The following is an 18,971-nucleotide window of genomic DNA, read 5'->3' on the forward strand; positions in this document are numbered from 1 at the left end:
TTATGAGTCTTAATATATTATTTTACTTTACTGATCAGCAAAGACATGATACCTGCGGCTGTTTTGGACAGGAGCTTGATGTCACCCCTAATTTAGATAGCCTGGCCCGTGAGGGTGTGGCCTTTGGCACAGCCATCTCACCTCAGCCTGTCTGCGGCCCATGCCGTGCCCTGTTCCAGACAGGTCAGTATGCAACAACTACAGGCTGTTTTAGAAACAATAAAATGCTACCGCATGATGTAAAGACATTGGCCAACTATCTTGAAGAGGGCGGCTATGAGACTGCCTATATTGGTAAATGGCATTTAGCATCTGAGGGCGAGCTTGAGCAAAAGCCTCATATTGATCACACCATAACTGCCATTCCTCTTGAGTATCGCGGCGGTTATAGCGGTTTCTGGAGAGCATCTGATGTGCTTGAGTTTACCTCCCATGGCTATGATGGCTATATCTTTGATGAGAACAATCAAAGACTTGATTTTAAAGGCTACAGAGCTGACTGCATTACTGATTTTGCTTTAGAGTTCTTTGACAGATATGACAGGAAAAAGCCGTTTTTCATGACCATCTCTCAGATTGAGCCGCATCATCAGAATGATCACAGACATTATGAGGGACCTGAGGGCTCCAAGGAGAAATACAAAGATGTCAAACTGCCGCACGATCTTGAAGCTTTAGGCGGCAATGCCAAAGAGGAGTATCCTGACTATATAGGTCAGTGTGCAGCTCTTGATAAAAATTTAGGCCGCATTGTACAGCGCCTTAAGGATGAGGGCCTTTATGATAATACTGTTATTATCTTTGCCTCAGATCATGGCTCTCACTTTATGACACGCAACAAGGATGAGCATTTAAACGGCTATGATGATTACAAGAGATCATGCCATGATGCTGCAGTGCATGTACCCCTTGTCATAGCAGGCGGTCCGTTTAAGGGCGGTGTACGCTTTGATGATGTGGTAAGCACAGACTCTCTGCCAAAGACCATACTTGCTCTGGCCGGCATTGATGTGGGTGACAAAATGATTGGCGAGAACTTAATCGATGTAGTGCACAGAAAGGATGCCGGACGTAAACAGGAGGCCTTCATTCAGATATCTGAAAGTCGTCTTGGCCGTGCCATACGTACTGACAGATACTGTTATGCAGTCTATGCTCCTAACGTAGGAGGCGGCGAGAAGGGCTCATCTGATCACTATCGTGATGATTTTCTGTACGATCTTAGTGTCGATCCATATGAGCTTGACAATAAGATCAGGGATGAAAATTATACTGAGATAAAACTGACCTTGCGTAGAAGACTTATGCAAATGATAAATGAAGCAGAGCATATGCATGTTACAATAGAGGACTAAGTTTTATTCTTTAGCATTTAAAGGTAGACATGCTCATGGCCAGACATGATATTAAGACACAAATGGTATTTGACTATTTAGTTGAGTTTCTTGAGAAAAATAAATTCTCATCTAAAAACAAACTGCCATCTGAGCTCTTTTTATCCAAAGAGCTGACCGTGAGCAGGTCTACTGTCAGAGCAGCCCTTGATATACTGCTGCATGACGGTTTTATCTACAAGGTGCAGGGGGCCGGTGCCTTTTTCAACAAAGACCGTGTACTTAACAAAAACACCTATAAAGAAAAATTCAATAAAGATCTTAAATATAAATACAAGATTGCTCTTATTGTGCAGGGACAGGATGCCAAGGCCAATGCCGAGCTTAAAAAGGGTATTGAGAGTGTATTTGACGGTCACAGTGTAAATCTGCAGGTTTATATTACAGACAATAAATTTGCCAATGAAAGAGAATGTATTAAAACCCTGATGCATGAGGGTTTTGACGGCTTTATTGTCGACGGGGTTAAAGCCTCGCTTTTAAATCCTAATCTTGAGCTGTACAAAGAGTGTTATGAAAGCCTTAAGATTCCTGTTATCTTTTATAACAATTACTACAAAGAGCTCAATTATCCAAAGGTTCTGACCGACGGGCGGCAGGCTGGCAAAGAGATGGCCTCATATCTTATAAGCCGTGGCCACAAGAAAATAGGCGGAATCTTTGTGTGTGACAACTATCAGGCTGTAGAGAAGTTTCAGGGCATGTATGAGGCTATGCTGCTCTCAGGGCTTGATCTGCGCGATCGCTATTTAAAATGGTGTGTCTCTGATGATGCCCATGATCAGAGCTTTAGAAAAAATATAGAATCCTATCTTGAAAAAATTCCCAATGCCACAGCTTTAGTGTGCTGCAACAGCATTATCTATAAACTTGTCAAAAAAGTTTTAAAGACTCTTAATAAAAAAGTGCCTGATGATATATCATTAGTAAGCCTTGATATGTCATCTGATGAGGTTGAGCATGACAATGTCACCTGCACCATAAATCAGGGTTTTGATATAGGGCAGAGGGTGGCATCAAATCTGTTGCTTATGATTAAAAACAAAGACTTTAAAGACAGAATACATGAGTACTCATCACTGCTTGAGCCAAAGGTACATTTAGGCGGCAGTGTCAAAGACATCTAAATACAGTTTATCTTAAAATCTATGAAGATTGCGCTATTAATTGACGGTGAGAATATAGGCTCAAAGTTTGCAGACCGTCTTGTATCCTATACACAAAGCTTGGGGCAGATTGTATGCAAACGCATCTATGCAGACTTTTCTCAGCCATCTTATAGTCCGTGGAAGAGCTATATCTTAAAATACAATCTTGAGCCCATACAGACCTTTCATCTTATAACAGGCAAAAACTCGGCTGATATTGCCTTGTGTATTGATGCCATTGAGCTTGCCTTAAGTACAGATATTGATACCTTTATCATAGCAAGCTCTGACAGTGATATCTCAAGTCTTATTCTAAAGCTCGACAGGCTTGATAAAAGGGTTATTATTGCAGGACAGAATAAGACACATGATCTTCTAAAGAACTCATGCACCACCTTTGTCAATCTTGATAGCGAGCAGCTACCCCTTGATTTTGGTGCTGAGCTTGATAATTATGATATGTACTGCTCTGATGATGAGTGTATGTCCACCCTTGAGGTGCCTTTAAATCAGGATCAGATCCTATATGTCATGGATGATACGCCACTTGCTCTGTTTGCATCAGACATAAACGTAGATACTATAAAGAGCAAGGAGCAGGAGATAGCTCCTGCTGCAAAGGCCACTTTAACACAAAAGACAAAAAAGAGTGCCGAGCACATTAAAAAATTTGTCGAAGAGGTTTTAGCTCAGGCTAATGGGCATAGCATATATACAAGTCAGCTTACTGAGAAAGTTCGCAAACAATATCCTGATTTTAAGGTTAAGGATTATGGCTTTAAGAAAGTATCTGAACTATTTGTCTCACTTGGCTTTAAATATAAAAAACAGAAAATCTCAAATCCTGACAACAAATAGGGGCGTTAAAAAGGTGCCAGAGGGGCACCTTAAGCTCATCTAAGACCTCAGGCTGCTTGTTGCAAAGAGCGGCAACGCTCTTGCCCATCTATCTTAGATTATACTCATAAAAGTCTTTTTTACCCTGAGTATAAGTTTGCAACCGCTTTTGCAGATATAGTGCCACATGCTATCTTACGTTTTTGCAGCATAAACTCTGATGGCTATCAGGTAGTCTCTGACAAGGAAGCTTTAGTCGCTGTTACATCTGATCTACAGAGTATTGTCTTTATTCCTGTAGGTGTAACTTTAAGCTAGGATATCAAGGCCGGTGCCTGGACATTTAAACTATCAGCTGACCTTAGCATTACCTGCAATACAGGTGATACAGAGCACAGCTCAAGTGCAAACTTTGTTGGCTCTTCAACAAATACGGCATTAAGCTCAGCGGTTTTAGATGATGTAACCTATGGTGCCACCTTAGATCTTGAATCTACAAGACAAAACTTTGGTCTTGGCCTCAACTATACTAGATCTTTAAATGTTGATAAATTTGGTGTGACGGCTAATGCCCGCTACGTATTCTAGTAACACCTAAAAAGCCACACTCATAGGCAAGGCTTTAGAGATGGCAGGCTTTGTCCTGCCTTTAACATAAGCTCAGGACGCATTTAAACTGCACAAAGAAAAGATAAAAAAGAAAAGATCTCCTGACTTTATGCTCAACAAACTAAGAGCTATAAGAGTTATGACAGTAAAAGATCTTAAGCTCTAAAGAACACAGGGCAAATATAAAGATCTGATGTTTACCAAGCTATAAATAGTTATTAGGACAATCTTTATATAACTATACGGACAGCCTTTATATAACCATTAGATAATCTTTATATAACATGTGCAATAAAAGATCCTCGGTGTAACTTTTACCCGCCTTGGAAAAAATCCCATCTTTTTATATAAGGGGCACAAAAAAGGCTCCATACAGGGCCCGTACAATAAGGGTATGCTTTTTGATACATACAGATAAAAGCAGTATAGCTCTTTATCTTCTTATGCTTTTTTACAGATCTTAATCATCATGCTCTTGCTTTTTAAGCTGACGCAGATGCATATAAACCACATCACGTGAGACATCTAAAGTCTCGGCCACCTTAATTACAGCCTCACGCAGCTTGAAAATACCCTGAATATTTAAGATAGTGACAATTTCCTTTATTTTCTGGCGCAGCGAGATAGAGCTGTCGGCAAAAATCTGCTCTCTGACCTTTAGAGTCTGAGAGACTATCAAATCATCCACATCAATTGCAAAGTTCTCTGCATCGTGACTGGCCTTTGGCATAACATCATGCGGCATTAAAGAGGTTAAAAGCTTATCGAGCGGCACTGAGATATCAAGATTTATGCACAGCATGCCAATAGGACGGCCTTTGGAGTTTTTAATAATGGTCGAGGTTGATCGCATGGTGTGATTGTTTTTATTTTTAGTAAAGTACACATCAGAGTGATCAATAGCGCTTTTTTCATGCTCATGCAGGATCTGCAGTGCCTTGTCGGTAACAGGGGAGCCTATGCAGCGGCCAGTTAAGGCTCCGTTATGAATATGAATTACAGAGGCATTAAGATCTTCAAAGCTGTGAAGTACAATCTCACAGGTCTCACCAAACAGGCCACCCATGGCATCAACCAGGGCCTTATACTGCGTGAGTGTCTGTCTATCCTCATCAGTATAGTGATAATTCAGATATTCATGTTCTAATTTACTTCTCATTTTATTCACCGCAGTATGTTAAATTTAACTATATACTAACAAAAAATATACTATTAACAAGTACAGCCTTTAAAACAAATGAGGAGGCAACCCTCCTCATTACACTATATAAAGTATTGTGCGTTAAAATTTAAAGACTGCTGCCTTTTTCTAAATACTTACTCATTTCTGCCTCTGGCACCATACCGCCGCCTGTGGCCCATACAATATGAGTGGCATTGTCAAGCACGCTCTCATCCATGCCCATGCGCTTTAGGTACTCCTGTGCCTGCATAATGCACATAGGACCCTTCATACCGGCAAGAGCTGAAGGCTCAAGCTTGATATCCTCCTTGCAGCTTAACATGTATAAAAGCTTATACATCTCATCATCTGAGAGGGTATAGTAGCCATCAATGAGACGGGCCATGGCATGACCTACAAAGCCTGAGGCTCTGCCTACAGCAAGACCGTCAGCTGCTGTGACATTGTCAATGCCTAAATCCTGTACAGAGATCTTCTCATGCAGATTAGTATAAACGCCTAAATACATGCATGGTGAGTGTGTAGGCTCGGCAAAGAAGCAGTGTACATCATCCTTAAACTCATTTTTAACACCAAAGGCCACACCGCCAGGACCGCCGCCTACACCGCATGGCAGATAGACAAATAAAGGATGCTCTTTATCAACCACAATGCCCATGCTATCAAGCTGTGCCTTTAATCTCTGACCTGAAACAGAGTAGCCTAGAAACAGGGTCTTTGAGTTTTCATCATCAATAAAGAAGCATGAAGGATCCTTTTTAGCCTCCTCACGGCCCTGAGCTACAGCTACAGAGTAGTCATTCTGATACTCTACAACATTGACACCATGGGAGCGCAGTTTCTGCTTCTTCCACTCTCTGGCATCAGCTGACATATGTACGCTGACATTAAAGCCTAATTTGGCACTCATAATGCCAATGGACAGACCTAGATTGCCAGTTGAGCCTACAGCTATCTTATAGCGTGAGAAAAACTCCTTAAACTCAGGAGAGGCAAGCTTTGAGTAATCATCATCTTTAGATAAAAGTCCAGCCTCTATGGCCAGATCTTCGGCATGATGCAATACCTCATAAATACCGCCACGGGCTTTGATGGAGCCTGAGATTGGCAGATGGCTGTCTTTTTTGAGCATGAGACGGCCTCTGATCTTTACGCCATAGTCAGCCTCAAGAGCCTCCTTCATCTTTGATATATCTACAATCTCTGATTCAATAATGCCCTTGCTTTTGGCAGCATCTTCAAACACTCTGGCAAGGTATGGAGCAAAGCGCTTTAATCTTTGCGCTGCATCATCAATATCATTTGCATCAAGACCCACATCATCTTTAGCTACAGCAAAAGGGGCAATATTTGGATTGAACCAGGCACTGTCCTTAAGAGCTATAAGATCGGCCAGTAAAGGATATTTTTCTACTAATTCATTAACATTGAAATCTGACATTTTTTACTCCTTACATTACAAATGAGAGCATAAAGGTTATAACTAAAGCTACAACAGAGGCAATTAAAGTAGCACTGGTATAGTATTTGAAAATCTCGTTCATGGTGGCACCGCAGTACTGCTTTACAAGCCAGAACAGTGAGTCTGTCACAATGGTACAGCCAATAGCACCTGAGCCTATAGCTAAGGCTATGATCTCAGGGGAGATCTGAGGATACATGGCAAGCATTGGAGCTACAATGGCAGTGGCGCCCATCATGGCTACAGTTGCAGAGCCAACAGCTGCATGCAGAATAATAGCTACAAGCCAGGCTAAAAGAATAGGGTGCATATGCATATTGGCAAGAATGGCAGCTAAGTTCTCAGACACGCCGCTCATAACCAGAACAGCATTGAAAGCACCGCCTGCGCCAATGATAAGCAGAATATTGGCAATGGCACCAAAGCAGTTTTCTGTGTGGGCTAAAAGATCGCTCATGCTCATCTGTCTTTTGATACCTAAAACATAGTAGGCTACAAAAGCTGCAATAAACATAGCGGTGATAGGGTTGCCTAAAAACTCAAGGAGCATATAGGTGGAGCTTTCCTTATCAAAATTAAGTTCAGCTACAGTTTTGATAAGCATCAGAGCAATTGGCAGGAAGATTACAAATAAAGTTGAGCCAAGAGATGGCAGCTCTGACTCTTCACGTACCTTGATATCAGAGAACTCAGCAGGAACCTCTTTGAATGGAACTTTATTCTTGATCATCTTTAAGAACATCGGACCGCCGACTAAAGATGCAATAAGGCCTACAAATAAACCTGCAAGAATAACTGTACCTAAATCAGCCTTGAGGTGGTTGGCCACGTATAGAGCAGCAGGATGTGGCGGTACAATACAGTGCACAGCCATAAGAGCAGTACACAGAGGAATGGCCAGGTTTAAAAGTGATGTATTGGTCTTTTTGGCAATAGAGAAGGCCAGAGGAATTAAAAGCACCACACCTACCTCAACAAAGAGGGTAATACCGCAGATAAGACCTACAATGACCATAATAACGCCAGGTGAGAGGAATTTACTCTTTAAAAGAGTAATACCGATTTTCTCGGCGGCACCTGACACCTCAAGCATTTTACCTAAAATGGTACCAAGACCGATGATGGAGGCTAAAAAGCCTAAGGTTCCACCTATACCGTTTTCAATACCCTTGAGCAGCTCAAGAGGATTGACCTGCATGATAATACCAACATAGAAGGAGGATAGAAGCAGCGCCAGGAAAGGATGAAGCTTGAATTTGATGATGGTAAAGACAATAAGCAGAATACTCGATATGAGTACAAAAAGAGTTAACAGACTTTGATCCATAGCTTTTACCCTCTATTTTATAGCAATACACTCAATCTCAACCAATGCACCTTTTGGTAAATCGCGTACGGCAAAGGCAGATCTGGCTGGGAATGGAGCTTTAAAAACGCTCTGGTAGACTTCATTCATAGCTGCAAAGTTATTTATATCTGACAGATAGACAGTGGTTTTAACCACATCATCAAAGGAAAGACCGGCAGATACGAGCAGTGACTCAACATTTTTTAAAGACATAGTTGTCTGCTCTTTAATGCCCTCAGGCATCAGACCAGTGGCTGCATCAATTGGCAGCTGACCTGACAGATAGACAGTACCGTTTTTCTCAATGCCGGCACTGTATGGACCTACAGCTTTTGGCGCCAGTTCTGAACTAATAACATTTTTCATATAAAACCTCACTCAACAAAATTTTAGTTACACCACTATTTTAGGTAAGCTTACTTAAAATAAATTTGATTTAAATCACCTTTATTATAAAAATTTTATTTAATCAAATTATGTTGATTTAAGTTTTTTGATAGAGCTCACTATATGCACTGACTGTAGTTAAAGCTTAGATCTGCCTCTGTTTATAGAGAAAGGAGGGGGCTGGGTATAAATTAAAGATACTATATAGATGTTAGTAGGAAACTATATAAATGTTAAATGATAAGATCTGTATATATTAGCTGCAGGCATTGACTACATAAAAAAGTCCACTCATCTGATGACTTTTGCCATTATTAAATGACAGCAGATCTCTTTTTGCATAGAAATAATTTTTAGATGTATTTTTCTATATGAAGTTTAGGCTCTTTTAAGTGTATACATTTATATTTTATGTGTATTTTAATAAATATGCATTAAATTCAATAAATAATTTTTAAAATCCCTTAAAAAAATTCTGCCTGCAGTGTCTCAATCTGTCACATTTGATTGATTTAAATAACAATTATCTATTTTTTGATAAGTTTTATCAGCAAACTAAATGTGAGTCAGATCATTTTTGTTTATTTAAATTAATGTTTTTTAAAATAAATTTTTATTACACATATTTTAAATATTTGAATGTTTATTCGGATATTTATTTACTTTTGAGGATAAAACTATGCAATTGTTGGTCTCTTGTTGCAATAAATTAGTACTTGATAATTCTTGCTCACTTATTTGTAGAAAATATAAAGCAATTTTTTAACAAACACTTTGGAGATAATTACATGTGGATTCAAAATTATGACCCATTGAACAATATCTGGCTGTCGGCAGGTGCGGCAGGTATTCCAATTATTGTTTTTCTTGCATGCCTTATTCTGTTCAAGCTCAAAGGCTATCAGGCAGGCTTTATTACCGTAGTTGTAGCCGCTGTTATTGCAGCCTATGTCTATGACATGCCAGGTCAGCTTGTAGGTGCCTCATTTGTACAGGGCTTTACCAACGGCATGTGGCCTATTGCCTGGATTATTGTAGCTGCAATTTTCCTCTACAAGCTCTCTGTAAAGTCAGGATCCTTTGAAATTATCAAACAGTCTGTAATCAGTATTACACCGGATCACAGAATTCAGGTTATTCTCATCGGTTTCTGCTTTGGCTCATTCCTTGAAGGTGCCATTGGCTTTGGCGGTCCTGTAGCCATTACAGCAGCACTGCTTGTAGGTCTTGGTCTAAAACCAATGTATGCAGCAGGTCTATGTCTTATTGCCAATACCGCACCTGTAGCCTTTGGTGCAGTAGGTATTCCAATTACAGCCATGTGTGACCTTGTAGGTGTTGAGCAGCATGCTGTATCTGCCATGATTGGTCGTCTGTTAGTGCCTCTTTCATTTACCGTACCATTTTTCATCGTATTCTTAATGGATGGTGTCAAGGGTGTAATTCAGACCTTCCCAGGTGTTCTTGTTACCTCAACTTCATTTGTTGTAACTCAGTTCTTTACCTCAAACTACATTGGCGCCGAGCTGCCTGATATCACCTCAGCTGTGGTAGCTCTGTTATGTACCACCATCTTCCTGCGCTTCTGGCAGCCAAAGGTCATCTTCCGTTTAGATGATCTCAAAGAGTTCCCTAAGGACAATACCCTGACAGCAGGTGTGCTCTTTAGAGCCTGGGTTCCATTCCTACTGCTTATTGCTCTTATCATTATCTGGACCTCAGCTCCATTTAAGTCTCTCTTTGCCAAGGGCTCAATTTTAGAGTTCACACAGGTTACCATTCAGTTCAACAACACTGTAGGCACTATCATGAGCCCAAGTGTTATTGATCCAACCAAGCTCTCACCTGTATCTGTAGCTCAGGTTGTAAACCTCATTGCCTTCCAGGCAGGTACTGCCATCTTTATTGCAGCACTGCTGACCATTGCCTTTTTACGCATCAAGGTTGCAGATGCAGCCGAGTGCTACTGGGAGACCATCAAAGAGATGGCCATTCCAATTGTAACCATTGGTCTTGTAGTAGCCTTTGCCTCTATTGCCAAGAATTCAGGTATGTCCACAACCTTAGGTCAGGCTTTTGCCACCACAGGTGACGGCTTTGCCTTCTTCTCACCTATTATTGGCTGGCTTGGTGTCTTTATTACAGGTTCTGATACCTCATCCAACCTGCTCTTTGGTATACTACAGCAAGCCTCTGCTCAAACTTTAGGTATAGGCGAGTCTCTCTTCCTGGCCGCCAACTCTTTAGGTGGTGTAGTAGGCAAGATGATTTCACCTCAGTCAATTGCCATTGCCTGTGCAGCTGTAGGTCTTGTAGGTCGTGAATCAGATCTGTTCAAGTTCACCTTCAAGTACTCACTGTCATTTATTATTCTCATAGGCATATGGTGTCTGTGCGTGGCTCTGTTCCTGCCTGACATGATCCCTGAGGTAATCAGAAAATAACATATAATCCGGATTGCTTTTATGACCAATAAAGTAAACTTCTTTGCAACCTGCATGGGCCAGTCGGCCCTGCAGGACACCACAATAAGCTCCATAAAGCTTCTGCGCCACTTTGGTGTAGATGTGGTCTACAAGAAAAATCAGACCTGCTGTGGTCAACCTGCTTTTAACACAGGCTATTTTAAGGAGGCCAAGGATGTGGCCTTCTACAACATGGCTCTTTTTGCCGACAATGACTATCCAATTGTGGTAGGCGCAGGTTCATGCTCTGGTATGCTCTCTCACGATTACAACGAGCTGTTCAAACACGACAGCGAGGAGACCAAAAAGGCGGTTGCCGCCTTTTCCTCACGCGTTATGGATCTCTCGCAGTATCTTGAGAGCATAGGTGCCAGGCTTGAGGATAAGGGTGATCCTATAGATGTCACCTTCCACACCTCATGCCACTCACTGCGTGTCCAGCAGTGTATTCCGGCACAGAAAAACCTCATTCGTCAGCTGTCCAATGTGACTCTGCACGATCTTGACTATGAAGAGGAATGCTGCGGCTTTGGCGGTACCTTTGCAGTCAAGGAGCCTGAGATTTCAGATGCCATGGTTACAGAGAAGATCAGAAATATCAAAAACACCAACTGCAAGATAGTTATTGCAGGAGACAATGGCTGTATCCTGAATATTTCAGGTGCCATGGCCAAAAAGGGTGAAGACATTGCAGTGATGCAGATCTATGACTTTTTATTAAAGCGCATTACAGGGGAGAGCGTCCTATGAGCGAGAGTACCTTAAGTCACAGTGAAATTGTGCACATCAAGGTCAATGACGCACAGATGCGTGAAAATCTAAAGACTGCCATGCACACACTGCAGACCAACCGTCTTAATCTTATAGAAAACAAGTATCATGACTGGCAGGGATTGAGAGACAAGGCCCGCGGCATTAAAAACCGTGCACTGTCATCACTGCATGACAGAGTGGTAGAGTTTGAGAAAAATGCTACACGCAACGGCATTAAAGTGCACTTTGCCTCATCAGATACTGATGCCTGTCAGATAATCTATCAGATTATGATGGAAAACAATGTTGACAGAATTCTAAAGGGCAAGTCCATGGCCTCAGAGGAAATCGGTCTTAACCATTTTCTTGAGAAAAAGGGACTTGTAGCCACAGAATCAGATCTTGGCGAGCTCATTTTACAGCTTAACAATGAGCCTCCTGTACATATTGTGGTGCCAGCCATTCACAGAAACCGCTATGAAGTAGGTCAGCTCTTCCATGACAAGCTCAATGCTCCTCTTGAGAGTGATATTGAAAAGTTAAACGGCATTGCCAGAAACCATTTAAGATCACAGTTTAAGACCTTGAAAATGGGTCTGTCAGGTGCCAACTTCGGTATCTCAAAGGAAGGCGCCATATGGCTTATTGAAAACGAGGGCAATGGCCGTATGTGTACCACTGCTCCTGATATTCATGTGGCCATCATGGGTATTGAGAAGATTGTGGAGACCTTTGATGATGCAGCCACGCTGGTGCACCTTTTAACTCCATCTGCCACAGGTCAGTTTATTCCAACCTATAACAATATCATTACCTCACCGCGTAAAAACGGTGACAAGGATGGTCCAAAGCAGGTACATATTGTGATCTTTGATCACAACAGAAGCTCCATGTTAACCCATGATGACTTCTATGAGGCTCTGCGCTGCATACGCTGCGGTGCCTGCATGAACTTCTGTCCTGTCTATGACAAGATTGGCGGTCACTCCTACAGAACCACATATCCAGGTCCTATAGGCGAGGTTATCTCACCAAATCTCTTTGGAATTGATAAGACTGGAGATGTGTTATCCTTCTGCTCACAGTGCGGCCGCTGCTCTGAGGTCTGCCCGGTCAAGATCCCTTTGGCCAACCTGATACGCCGTCTGCGCTCATACAAAGTAGGTCAGGGTGCACAGCATATTACAGGACAGGAGAATATCAAGATCTCAAAGGGTCAGAATTTTAGCTTCAAGATCTACAAAAAGATTGCCACCAACGGCTCTTTATGGAGAAGTTCACTGTCAAAAGCCTATACCTTCAAGTTTATTGTAGACAATTTCGGTGAATCCTTACCTGTGCTTAAAAACTGGGCTCAGTATAAGAAACTGCCATCAATAAACGGCGTCTTTGATAAGAGGGTTCAGGAAATTGAAGGAGTCAGCTATGAGTAATGAGACTATTGAGGCCATTTCACAAAGAAGTCGTGAGGCCATTCTTGGCAGGATTAAAAATACAGCTCCTGTAGAACAGTGCTCACACGATGTTGACTATGATCCTGTAGCTCATATTGTGATGCAGGATGATCTTATTGAAAACCTCAAGAACAATATGACCAACAATAAGTTTATTGTTCATGACATAGATGAAGCATCTTTAATAGATACTATCAATGCCATCACCAAAGAGCATGGCCTGGATAAGAACTTTATTTATGGACCGTCTCTTGCTCTTGATGTTGATAAGATAAATGCTCAAAACAAAGTGTGTTTTGATAAAGCTATTGAGGATGTGCGTGAAGAGGTTTTTGCCTCATCATTTAGCGTAATTCATGCCTATGCCGGCGTAAGCTCACATGGTGTGGCCTGTGTAGTCTCATCAGAGACACAGCCACGTATGCTCTCTCTTGCGCCTACACTGTGCATTATTCTGTTAAAGAAATCTGACGTGGTCAAATCATTAACAGATGCCCTTGGCAAGGTCAAAGCCGCCCATGAGGTGCTGCCTAGCAATATACTCTTTATTGCAGGTCCGTCACGTACTTCAGATGTTGAGCTTATTACTGTCTTTGGCGTACATGGCTCACAGATAGTGCATCTGCTTCTATACTAATTTTATATCTAAGTCACTGTAAAAAGGGTGTGGCCTTAACCGCGCCCTTTTATTAAAGCCCATAAAATCCTGCCTTATTTCTTATCTCATTGTCCACATTGATGCACCAAGAGTCTTAATAAATAATCATATTAAAAATAACTCTATTTAAGCTTTTAAACCTGCAGGCTTACAGGTTTAAGAAAATTTCCTTTTTGACTGTCCTGTATCTTTGTATCTTGTTGATTTTAGAGTAAGATTGGATAAAGTACGAATCTTTATACAAGAGCAGCTATAAATAATCAGGATAAAGGGATGTATTATGATTAAAAACAATGGCACAGATGTCTTATCTGGTGAAGAGGACTTTGCCAGTCATATTTTAAACAATGGCTATTATGTTGATAAAACATCTTATCTTAGCGATCTCTTTGTTAAAAGACGTGGAAAAAATGCATTGTTCACAAGACCTCGTCGCTTTGGTAAAACTTTAAATATGTCCATGATTAAGGCCTTTTGTGAGCTTAACTATAAAAATCCTGTGGACACGTCCTATCAGCAAAAGCTCTTTATAGACAATGGCCGTAACTTTGCAGTGGCACAGGATGAGTACAAAGAGCTGCGTGATAAGGTTATGGGACAGCTGCCTGTTATCTATGTCTCCTTTAGAGGCGTTGAAGGCGATAAGTTTTATATTGCAGTTAATAATCTTGTCTACATAATTGGTAAGTTATACGAAAACTTTTTGTTTTTACTACAGAGTTCAAAAATCTCAGATGGCAACAAGCTTTTTTTTAAACGCATTTATGATTTTGTAAAAGAAAAATCAGGTCTGCTGCAAGATCCAAACCTGCTTTCCACAGCTGTATTTTTCTGTGGAAAATTTATTCCTACTCTTGCAGATCTTTTACATAGACACTACGGCAGACAAGTTTTAATCCTTATAGATGAGTATGATGTGCCATTGCAAAAAGCAGTAATTGCCAAAGAGCCTTACTATGATGAAATGCTTGCTATTATCCGTGATATAAGTGTTAATACCTTTAAACAAGATCCTGATCCCTGGCTGTACAAGGGCATTGTCACAGGATGTCTAAGGATAGCTCATCAAAGTGTCTTTACTGATGCTAATAACTTTCACACATTTAATGTCAACAATAAGCATTACACCTCATTCTTTGGATTTACACAGGAGGAAACTGATAAAATCCTTTGTGACTTTGGGATAGAATCTAAAAAAGATGAGATTAAAAAGTGGTATAACGGCTACAGATTTGGCAATGAATATGTTTACTGCCCATGGTCTTTAATGGAGTACTGTTATTCATTAACAGATGGTAACGATGAGCCTGAATCCTTCTGGGTCAACAGCTCAGGTAATGACATTATTACTCTGTACACTAAAAACTCAATTGAGGCTAATGAAGGTGACAATATACAAAAGCTACAGGATTTAATGGATGGTAAATCAATAGACATAGAGCTATCTGAATTTACCGTTTATCCTGATATAAACGATTGCCTTGATTTTGATACCTTTTTTACAATGATGTTGCAGAGTGGTTATGTTACTTTAGCTGATGACTCACCACTAAGAGGCGATGTCAGGGTTAAAATACCAAATTATGAGATAAGAGAAGCTTTTGAGAATAAGATTAAAGTTTTTTATTCAAAGAAAGATAAAAGCTGGAGCTCTCAGGGTTTCAATCTTTTAGATGCATTAATGAGCAATGATATTGCCAAGGCTCAGGATATTATAAATACAGTATTAAAAACCTATATAAGCATTAGACATTCAGGTCATGAGCAATACTATCATGGTTTTATGCAGGGTCTTTTGATAGAGGCTGTAACCGATTGCGGTATTACTATGTTAGATGAGAGTGAAAGTGGTCTTGGCTATAGTGACATCATTCTTAAAGACTCATCTAATGATAGAGCAGTTATTTTAGAGTTTAAAAGAGCTGCAACAGAAGACTGTCTAAAGGCGGCTAGTGAGGCTACAGATCAAATCATGGAAAAGAAATATGCAGATCTTTTTAATGAACAATATACTCACGTATATGGCATAGGCATAGGTTTTTACAAGAAAAGATGTAAGATTTTATCTTTAGGAAATATAGCTAAATCTGCAAAATTAGATTGATATAAATAAGCGCAAGATTATAAAGATTATATTGATTTTAATGTTAATCTTGCGCATAGATTTTAAATCAGAATTATAATTAAGGCATAGCCAGATATGGGTGCAACTTCAGTCAGGCCGGCTGAGGTAGGGACTTCTGATAACTCAGATCCTCATCACTTATATTAAAGTTAAAGGGAATTAGTTACATCTGATCTTATTAAAGATGTTGTTGCATTTGCCAATTCGTGCGATGGGACTATCTATATAGGACTAAATGATCAAGGTGAAGTTGTAGGCCAGCATGCCTGCCTGGACGTGATAAAAAGAGCAACATCTTCCATACAAGATACCATTAAACCAGATATATCAGAGCATGTGACATTACATGTAAAGAAAGTTGAATATACAGATATTTTCGTTATACAGGCATCAAGGGGAGACTGCAGGTCATATTATATAGATCAAAAGGTTCTCAAACTGTCAGGAGTATATAAGGCTGGGAAGCTCATCATCTCCTGCAGCAGAAGATTGTATAAGACAAATGATAAAGGCAACTTATGTAGATGATTGTGAAAAATTACGCTCTATAAATCAGGATCTTACATTTGATTATGCTGATAAGTTTTTTGCAGACGCTCATCTTAAATCTGGCCATATTAACAAAAAGACATTATGCATAATCTGCGCAGATGGCCTATATACCAATCTGACCTTGTTGCTTTCGGATCAATGCATTCATACTATAAAGATAGCCGTTTTTGAGGGTACAGAAAGATATAAATTCAAAGATAGAAAAGAATTTACCGGATCTCTTCTAAAGCAGATGACTGAGGCTTTTGAATATATAGATTTTTTAAATAAAACCGAGTCAACTATTTTAGTATAGAGGGATATGACTATATCTTTGTCTTTGCTAGTGGTGATTATAGCGTTTCATTAGGTTATTTTATGGTAAACAAAGGCCTGCTAAAATTCACAAGTAAAGATTGTAAGCCAAAAAAACAGAATTCAGGCAGGTAAAAAGTAGGGGGCTTGACCTTTTTTAACGCTACATGGGCTATTATTTTTTGCACATATACATTCTTTCTAACACGTTAGAATGCGTTAAAGCGCGTTAGAATGCGACAGAATATGTCAGAATATGTCAGAATATGTCAGAATATGTCAGAATGTGTCAGATTGCGACAGAATGTGTTAGAATATGTTAGAATGCGATAGAGTATATGAGAAGCGATAGAATTTATAGGTGAGCCATGCAATTTCAGGAAAACTTTAATGTCGAGCTAAAGGAACAATTAACCTCTGACCTGAAAAAAGAGGTGGTTGCATTTGCCAATACCTGCGATGGGATTATCTATATAGGAATAAATAATCAAGGAGAAGTTGTAGGACTCCAAGACTGCGATGATGTGATAGAAAGAGCCTCGGCTTCCATTAGAGATGCTATTAAACCAGATTTATCAATGCATGTATCATTAAAAGTAACAAAAGTTGAAAATAAAGATATTGTAGTCATAGAGGTATTAAGGGGCACCTATCGACCATATTATATAGCCGAGAAAGGGTTAAAATCTTCAGGAGTATATATAAGACAGGGCAACTCATCAGTTCCAGCCTCAGAAGATTATATAAGACAAATGATAAAGGAAACTGATGGAGATTCTTTTGAAAAATTACGCTCCATAAATCAGGATCTTACATTTGATTATGCTGATAAGTTTTTTAAAAACGAAGAAATAGATTTCGGAAATGCTCCAAAAAAGACGTTAGGCATGATTAGCGTAGATGGCCTGTATACAAATCTGGCTTTGCTACTTTCGGATCAATGTATTCATACTATAAAGATAGCCGTTTTTGAGGGTACAGAAAGATATAAATTCAAAGATAGAAAAGAGTTTACCGGGTCTCTTCTAAAGCAGATGACAGAGGCTTTTGAATATATAGATTTTTTAAATAAAACCGGGTCAACAATTGAAGGACTGAAAAGAAAAGATAAAAGAGATTATCCACTTGACGCTGTAAGAGAGGCTCTTTTAAATGCTATTGTGCACAGAGAGTATTCATTTAGCGCCAGTACCATTATAAATATTTTTGATGATAGGATTGAATTTATATCTCTTGGTGGCCTTGTGTCTGGCCTTTCTATAGAAGCTATTATGCTCGGAGCTTCTCAGTCAAGAAATGAAAAATTAGCCAATTTGTTTTACAGATTGAAACTTATTGAAGCATATGGTATTGGGATACAAAAAATTCTTGTTAGTTATAAGGAATTTTCCTTTAAACCTGTATTTAAAAGTGAAACTGGAGCTTTTTTAACAACTCTAAAAAACGTTAATTATAATGAACAAGTTGATGTAACTATAGAGAGTAACGATATAGTTTTAAACGACGACTATAATAATATTCTTGATCTTTTAGCAGCAGGAGAAAAAAGTAGAAAAGAGATTCAAGATTATACGAATTTAACCCAAACCAAGTGTATTAAAATGCTTAACAAACTTATATCAATAGGTAAAATACAAAAAATAGACAGTGGCAAAAATACGAGATATAAAAAATTATAAATTGAAAAAAGATTCTTAGTGCCAATCTAATACAATATAAGCATCAATACAGTAAAGATCTGATGCAGGACGTGAATACACTCTTTACTAGTCTTTTTTGCCACTGTCTATGCAGTAAAGAAAAAGAAAAGCTACGAAAGGCCCGGCGTATCAGCAATGTATCTACACCTGTGGTCTATTTTATGAACAATGCCCAGGAGTTTAATGCTTTTATCGAGAATGGAGGCTGAGCATTGTGCTAAATCTGTAGAGGCAGCCCGTAATGCCAAGCTCTTTATTCATTCCCATGACAGTGGCGATGCTATCAGCTGAATACTCAGTTGTGTGCATACTATAACCCGCTGTGGTATATCTGATCCAATAAAATTCCCGCAGAATGTGGCATCCTATGTAAGGATTCAGAGCGTTACCAAGGCTCGTGTAAGATCTCAAATCAAGCCCTAAAAGCAATAGAAAAGACTACAACAAACCAGAGCTCTATGCAGATATCAAGCTGCCTGAGCATCTGCTACCGTGGCTGAGACCTGAATGTGCATCGCGTAAATTTGAGCTTAAGACAGAATAGAGCATAGGCAGCTGTTGCTACCTCGAGGTAGTAACAGCACCAACACCTAGATAAAAGA

16 protein-coding genes are annotated in these 18,971 nt (G+C 39.8%); 12 read left to right on the plus strand and 4 right to left on the minus strand.

Translation table 11 applies throughout. The annotated features are described in order from the left end of the window. The first annotated feature begins 2 nt into the window (after positions 1 to 2). From DRZ93_RS02025 to DRZ93_RS13480, 4 genes are all read left to right on the plus strand, one after another. Positions 3 to 1,355 carry a sulfatase family protein gene (locus DRZ93_RS02025; protein ID WP_113745684.1) on the plus strand — a complete coding sequence of 451 codons (1,353 nt, stop codon included), beginning with the start codon at positions 3 to 5 and terminating at the stop codon, positions 1,353 to 1,355. 35 nt (positions 1,356 to 1,390) lie between these two features. Then, positions 1,391 to 2,521, plus strand: coding sequence for a GntR family transcriptional regulator (locus DRZ93_RS02030; protein ID WP_172457990.1), 1,131 nt, complete (start codon positions 1,391 to 1,393; stop codon positions 2,519 to 2,521). A 21-nt stretch (positions 2,522 to 2,542) separates the two neighbouring features. Then, a complete protein-coding gene (locus DRZ93_RS02035; protein WP_113745686.1) occupies positions 2,543 to 3,400 on the plus strand; it encodes an NYN domain-containing protein in 858 nt (285 codons plus the stop codon). 159 nt (positions 3,401 to 3,559) lie between these two features. Next, positions 3,560 to 3,697 carry a hypothetical protein gene (locus DRZ93_RS13480; protein WP_172457991.1) on the plus strand — a complete coding sequence of 46 codons (138 nt, stop codon included), beginning with the start codon at positions 3,560 to 3,562 and terminating at the stop codon, positions 3,695 to 3,697. Between the two features lie 751 nt (positions 3,698 to 4,448). On the opposite strand, the gene DRZ93_RS02040 is transcribed toward DRZ93_RS13480, so the two are convergent. The 4 genes from DRZ93_RS02040 to DRZ93_RS02055 form a co-directional block, all read right to left on the minus strand. Then, the gene (locus tag DRZ93_RS02040; protein ID WP_113745687.1) at positions 4,449 to 5,147 is read right to left on the minus strand and encodes a helix-turn-helix transcriptional regulator; all 699 of its coding nucleotides are present in this window, start codon (positions 5,145 to 5,147) and stop codon (positions 4,449 to 4,451) included. 130 nt (positions 5,148 to 5,277) lie between these two features. Next, positions 5,278 to 6,612 carry a D-serine ammonia-lyase gene (locus DRZ93_RS02045; RefSeq protein ID WP_113744473.1) on the minus strand — a complete coding sequence of 445 codons (1,335 nt, stop codon included), beginning with the start codon at positions 6,610 to 6,612 and terminating at the stop codon, positions 5,278 to 5,280. A 10-nt stretch (positions 6,613 to 6,622) separates the two neighbouring features. Further along, entirely contained in the window at positions 6,623 to 7,960 is a 1,338-nt protein-coding gene (dsdX, locus tag DRZ93_RS02050; RefSeq protein WP_113744474.1) for a D-serine transporter DsdX, read from the minus strand. A 12-nt stretch (positions 7,961 to 7,972) separates the two neighbouring features. Next, the gene (locus tag DRZ93_RS02055) at positions 7,973 to 8,347 is read right to left on the minus strand and encodes a Rid family detoxifying hydrolase (RefSeq protein WP_113744475.1); all 375 of its coding nucleotides are present in this window, start codon (positions 8,345 to 8,347) and stop codon (positions 7,973 to 7,975) included. Between the two features lie 809 nt (positions 8,348 to 9,156). On the opposite strand from DRZ93_RS02055, the gene DRZ93_RS02060 reads away from it, so the two are divergent. The 8 genes from DRZ93_RS02060 to DRZ93_RS02095 all read left to right on the plus strand — a co-directional run bounded on the left by DRZ93_RS02060 (position 9,157) and on the right by DRZ93_RS02095 (position 18,348). Next, the gene (locus DRZ93_RS02060; RefSeq protein WP_113744476.1) at positions 9,157 to 10,812 is read left to right on the plus strand and encodes a lactate permease LctP family transporter; all 1,656 of its coding nucleotides are present in this window, start codon (positions 9,157 to 9,159) and stop codon (positions 10,810 to 10,812) included. A 21-nt stretch (positions 10,813 to 10,833) separates the two neighbouring features. After that, positions 10,834 to 11,583 carry a (Fe-S)-binding protein gene (locus tag DRZ93_RS02065; RefSeq protein ID WP_113745688.1) on the plus strand — a complete coding sequence of 250 codons (750 nt, stop codon included), beginning with the start codon at positions 10,834 to 10,836 and terminating at the stop codon, positions 11,581 to 11,583. Next, positions 11,580 to 13,019, plus strand: a complete 1,440-nt coding sequence (locus tag DRZ93_RS02070) for a LutB/LldF family L-lactate oxidation iron-sulfur protein (protein WP_113745689.1) — start codon at positions 11,580 to 11,582, stop codon at positions 13,017 to 13,019. The genes DRZ93_RS02065 and DRZ93_RS02070 overlap by 4 nt, the downstream gene beginning before the upstream one ends. Further along, complete coding sequence (locus tag DRZ93_RS02075) at positions 13,012 to 13,677, plus strand: LutC/YkgG family protein (RefSeq protein ID WP_113745690.1); 666 nt, start codon at positions 13,012 to 13,014, stop codon at positions 13,675 to 13,677. Before DRZ93_RS02070 ends, DRZ93_RS02075 begins: the two co-directional genes overlap by 8 nt. Before the next feature lie 301 nt (positions 13,678 to 13,978). Further along, a complete protein-coding gene (locus tag DRZ93_RS02080) occupies positions 13,979 to 15,802 on the plus strand; it encodes an AAA family ATPase (RefSeq protein WP_113745691.1) in 1,824 nt (607 codons plus the stop codon). A 198-nt stretch (positions 15,803 to 16,000) separates the two neighbouring features. After that, positions 16,001 to 16,351, plus strand: a complete 351-nt coding sequence (locus tag DRZ93_RS13970; RefSeq protein ID WP_113745692.1) for an ATP-binding protein — start codon at positions 16,001 to 16,003, stop codon at positions 16,349 to 16,351. Next, on the plus strand, positions 16,326 to 16,670 hold the full coding sequence (locus DRZ93_RS02090) for a hypothetical protein (RefSeq protein ID WP_113745693.1): 345 nt from the start codon (positions 16,326 to 16,328) through the stop codon (positions 16,668 to 16,670). Before DRZ93_RS13970 ends, DRZ93_RS02090 begins: the two co-directional genes overlap by 26 nt. Before the next feature lie 367 nt (positions 16,671 to 17,037). Continuing rightward, positions 17,038 to 18,348, plus strand: coding sequence for an RNA-binding domain-containing protein (locus DRZ93_RS02095; RefSeq protein WP_113745694.1), 1,311 nt, complete (start codon positions 17,038 to 17,040; stop codon positions 18,346 to 18,348). Positions 18,349 to 18,971: the final 623 nt, after the last annotated feature.

Source organism: Anaerobiospirillum thomasii (assembly GCF_900445255.1).
In the GTDB taxonomy this organism is placed as follows: Bacteria; Pseudomonadota; Gammaproteobacteria; order Enterobacterales; family Succinivibrionaceae; genus Anaerobiospirillum_A; species Anaerobiospirillum_A thomasii.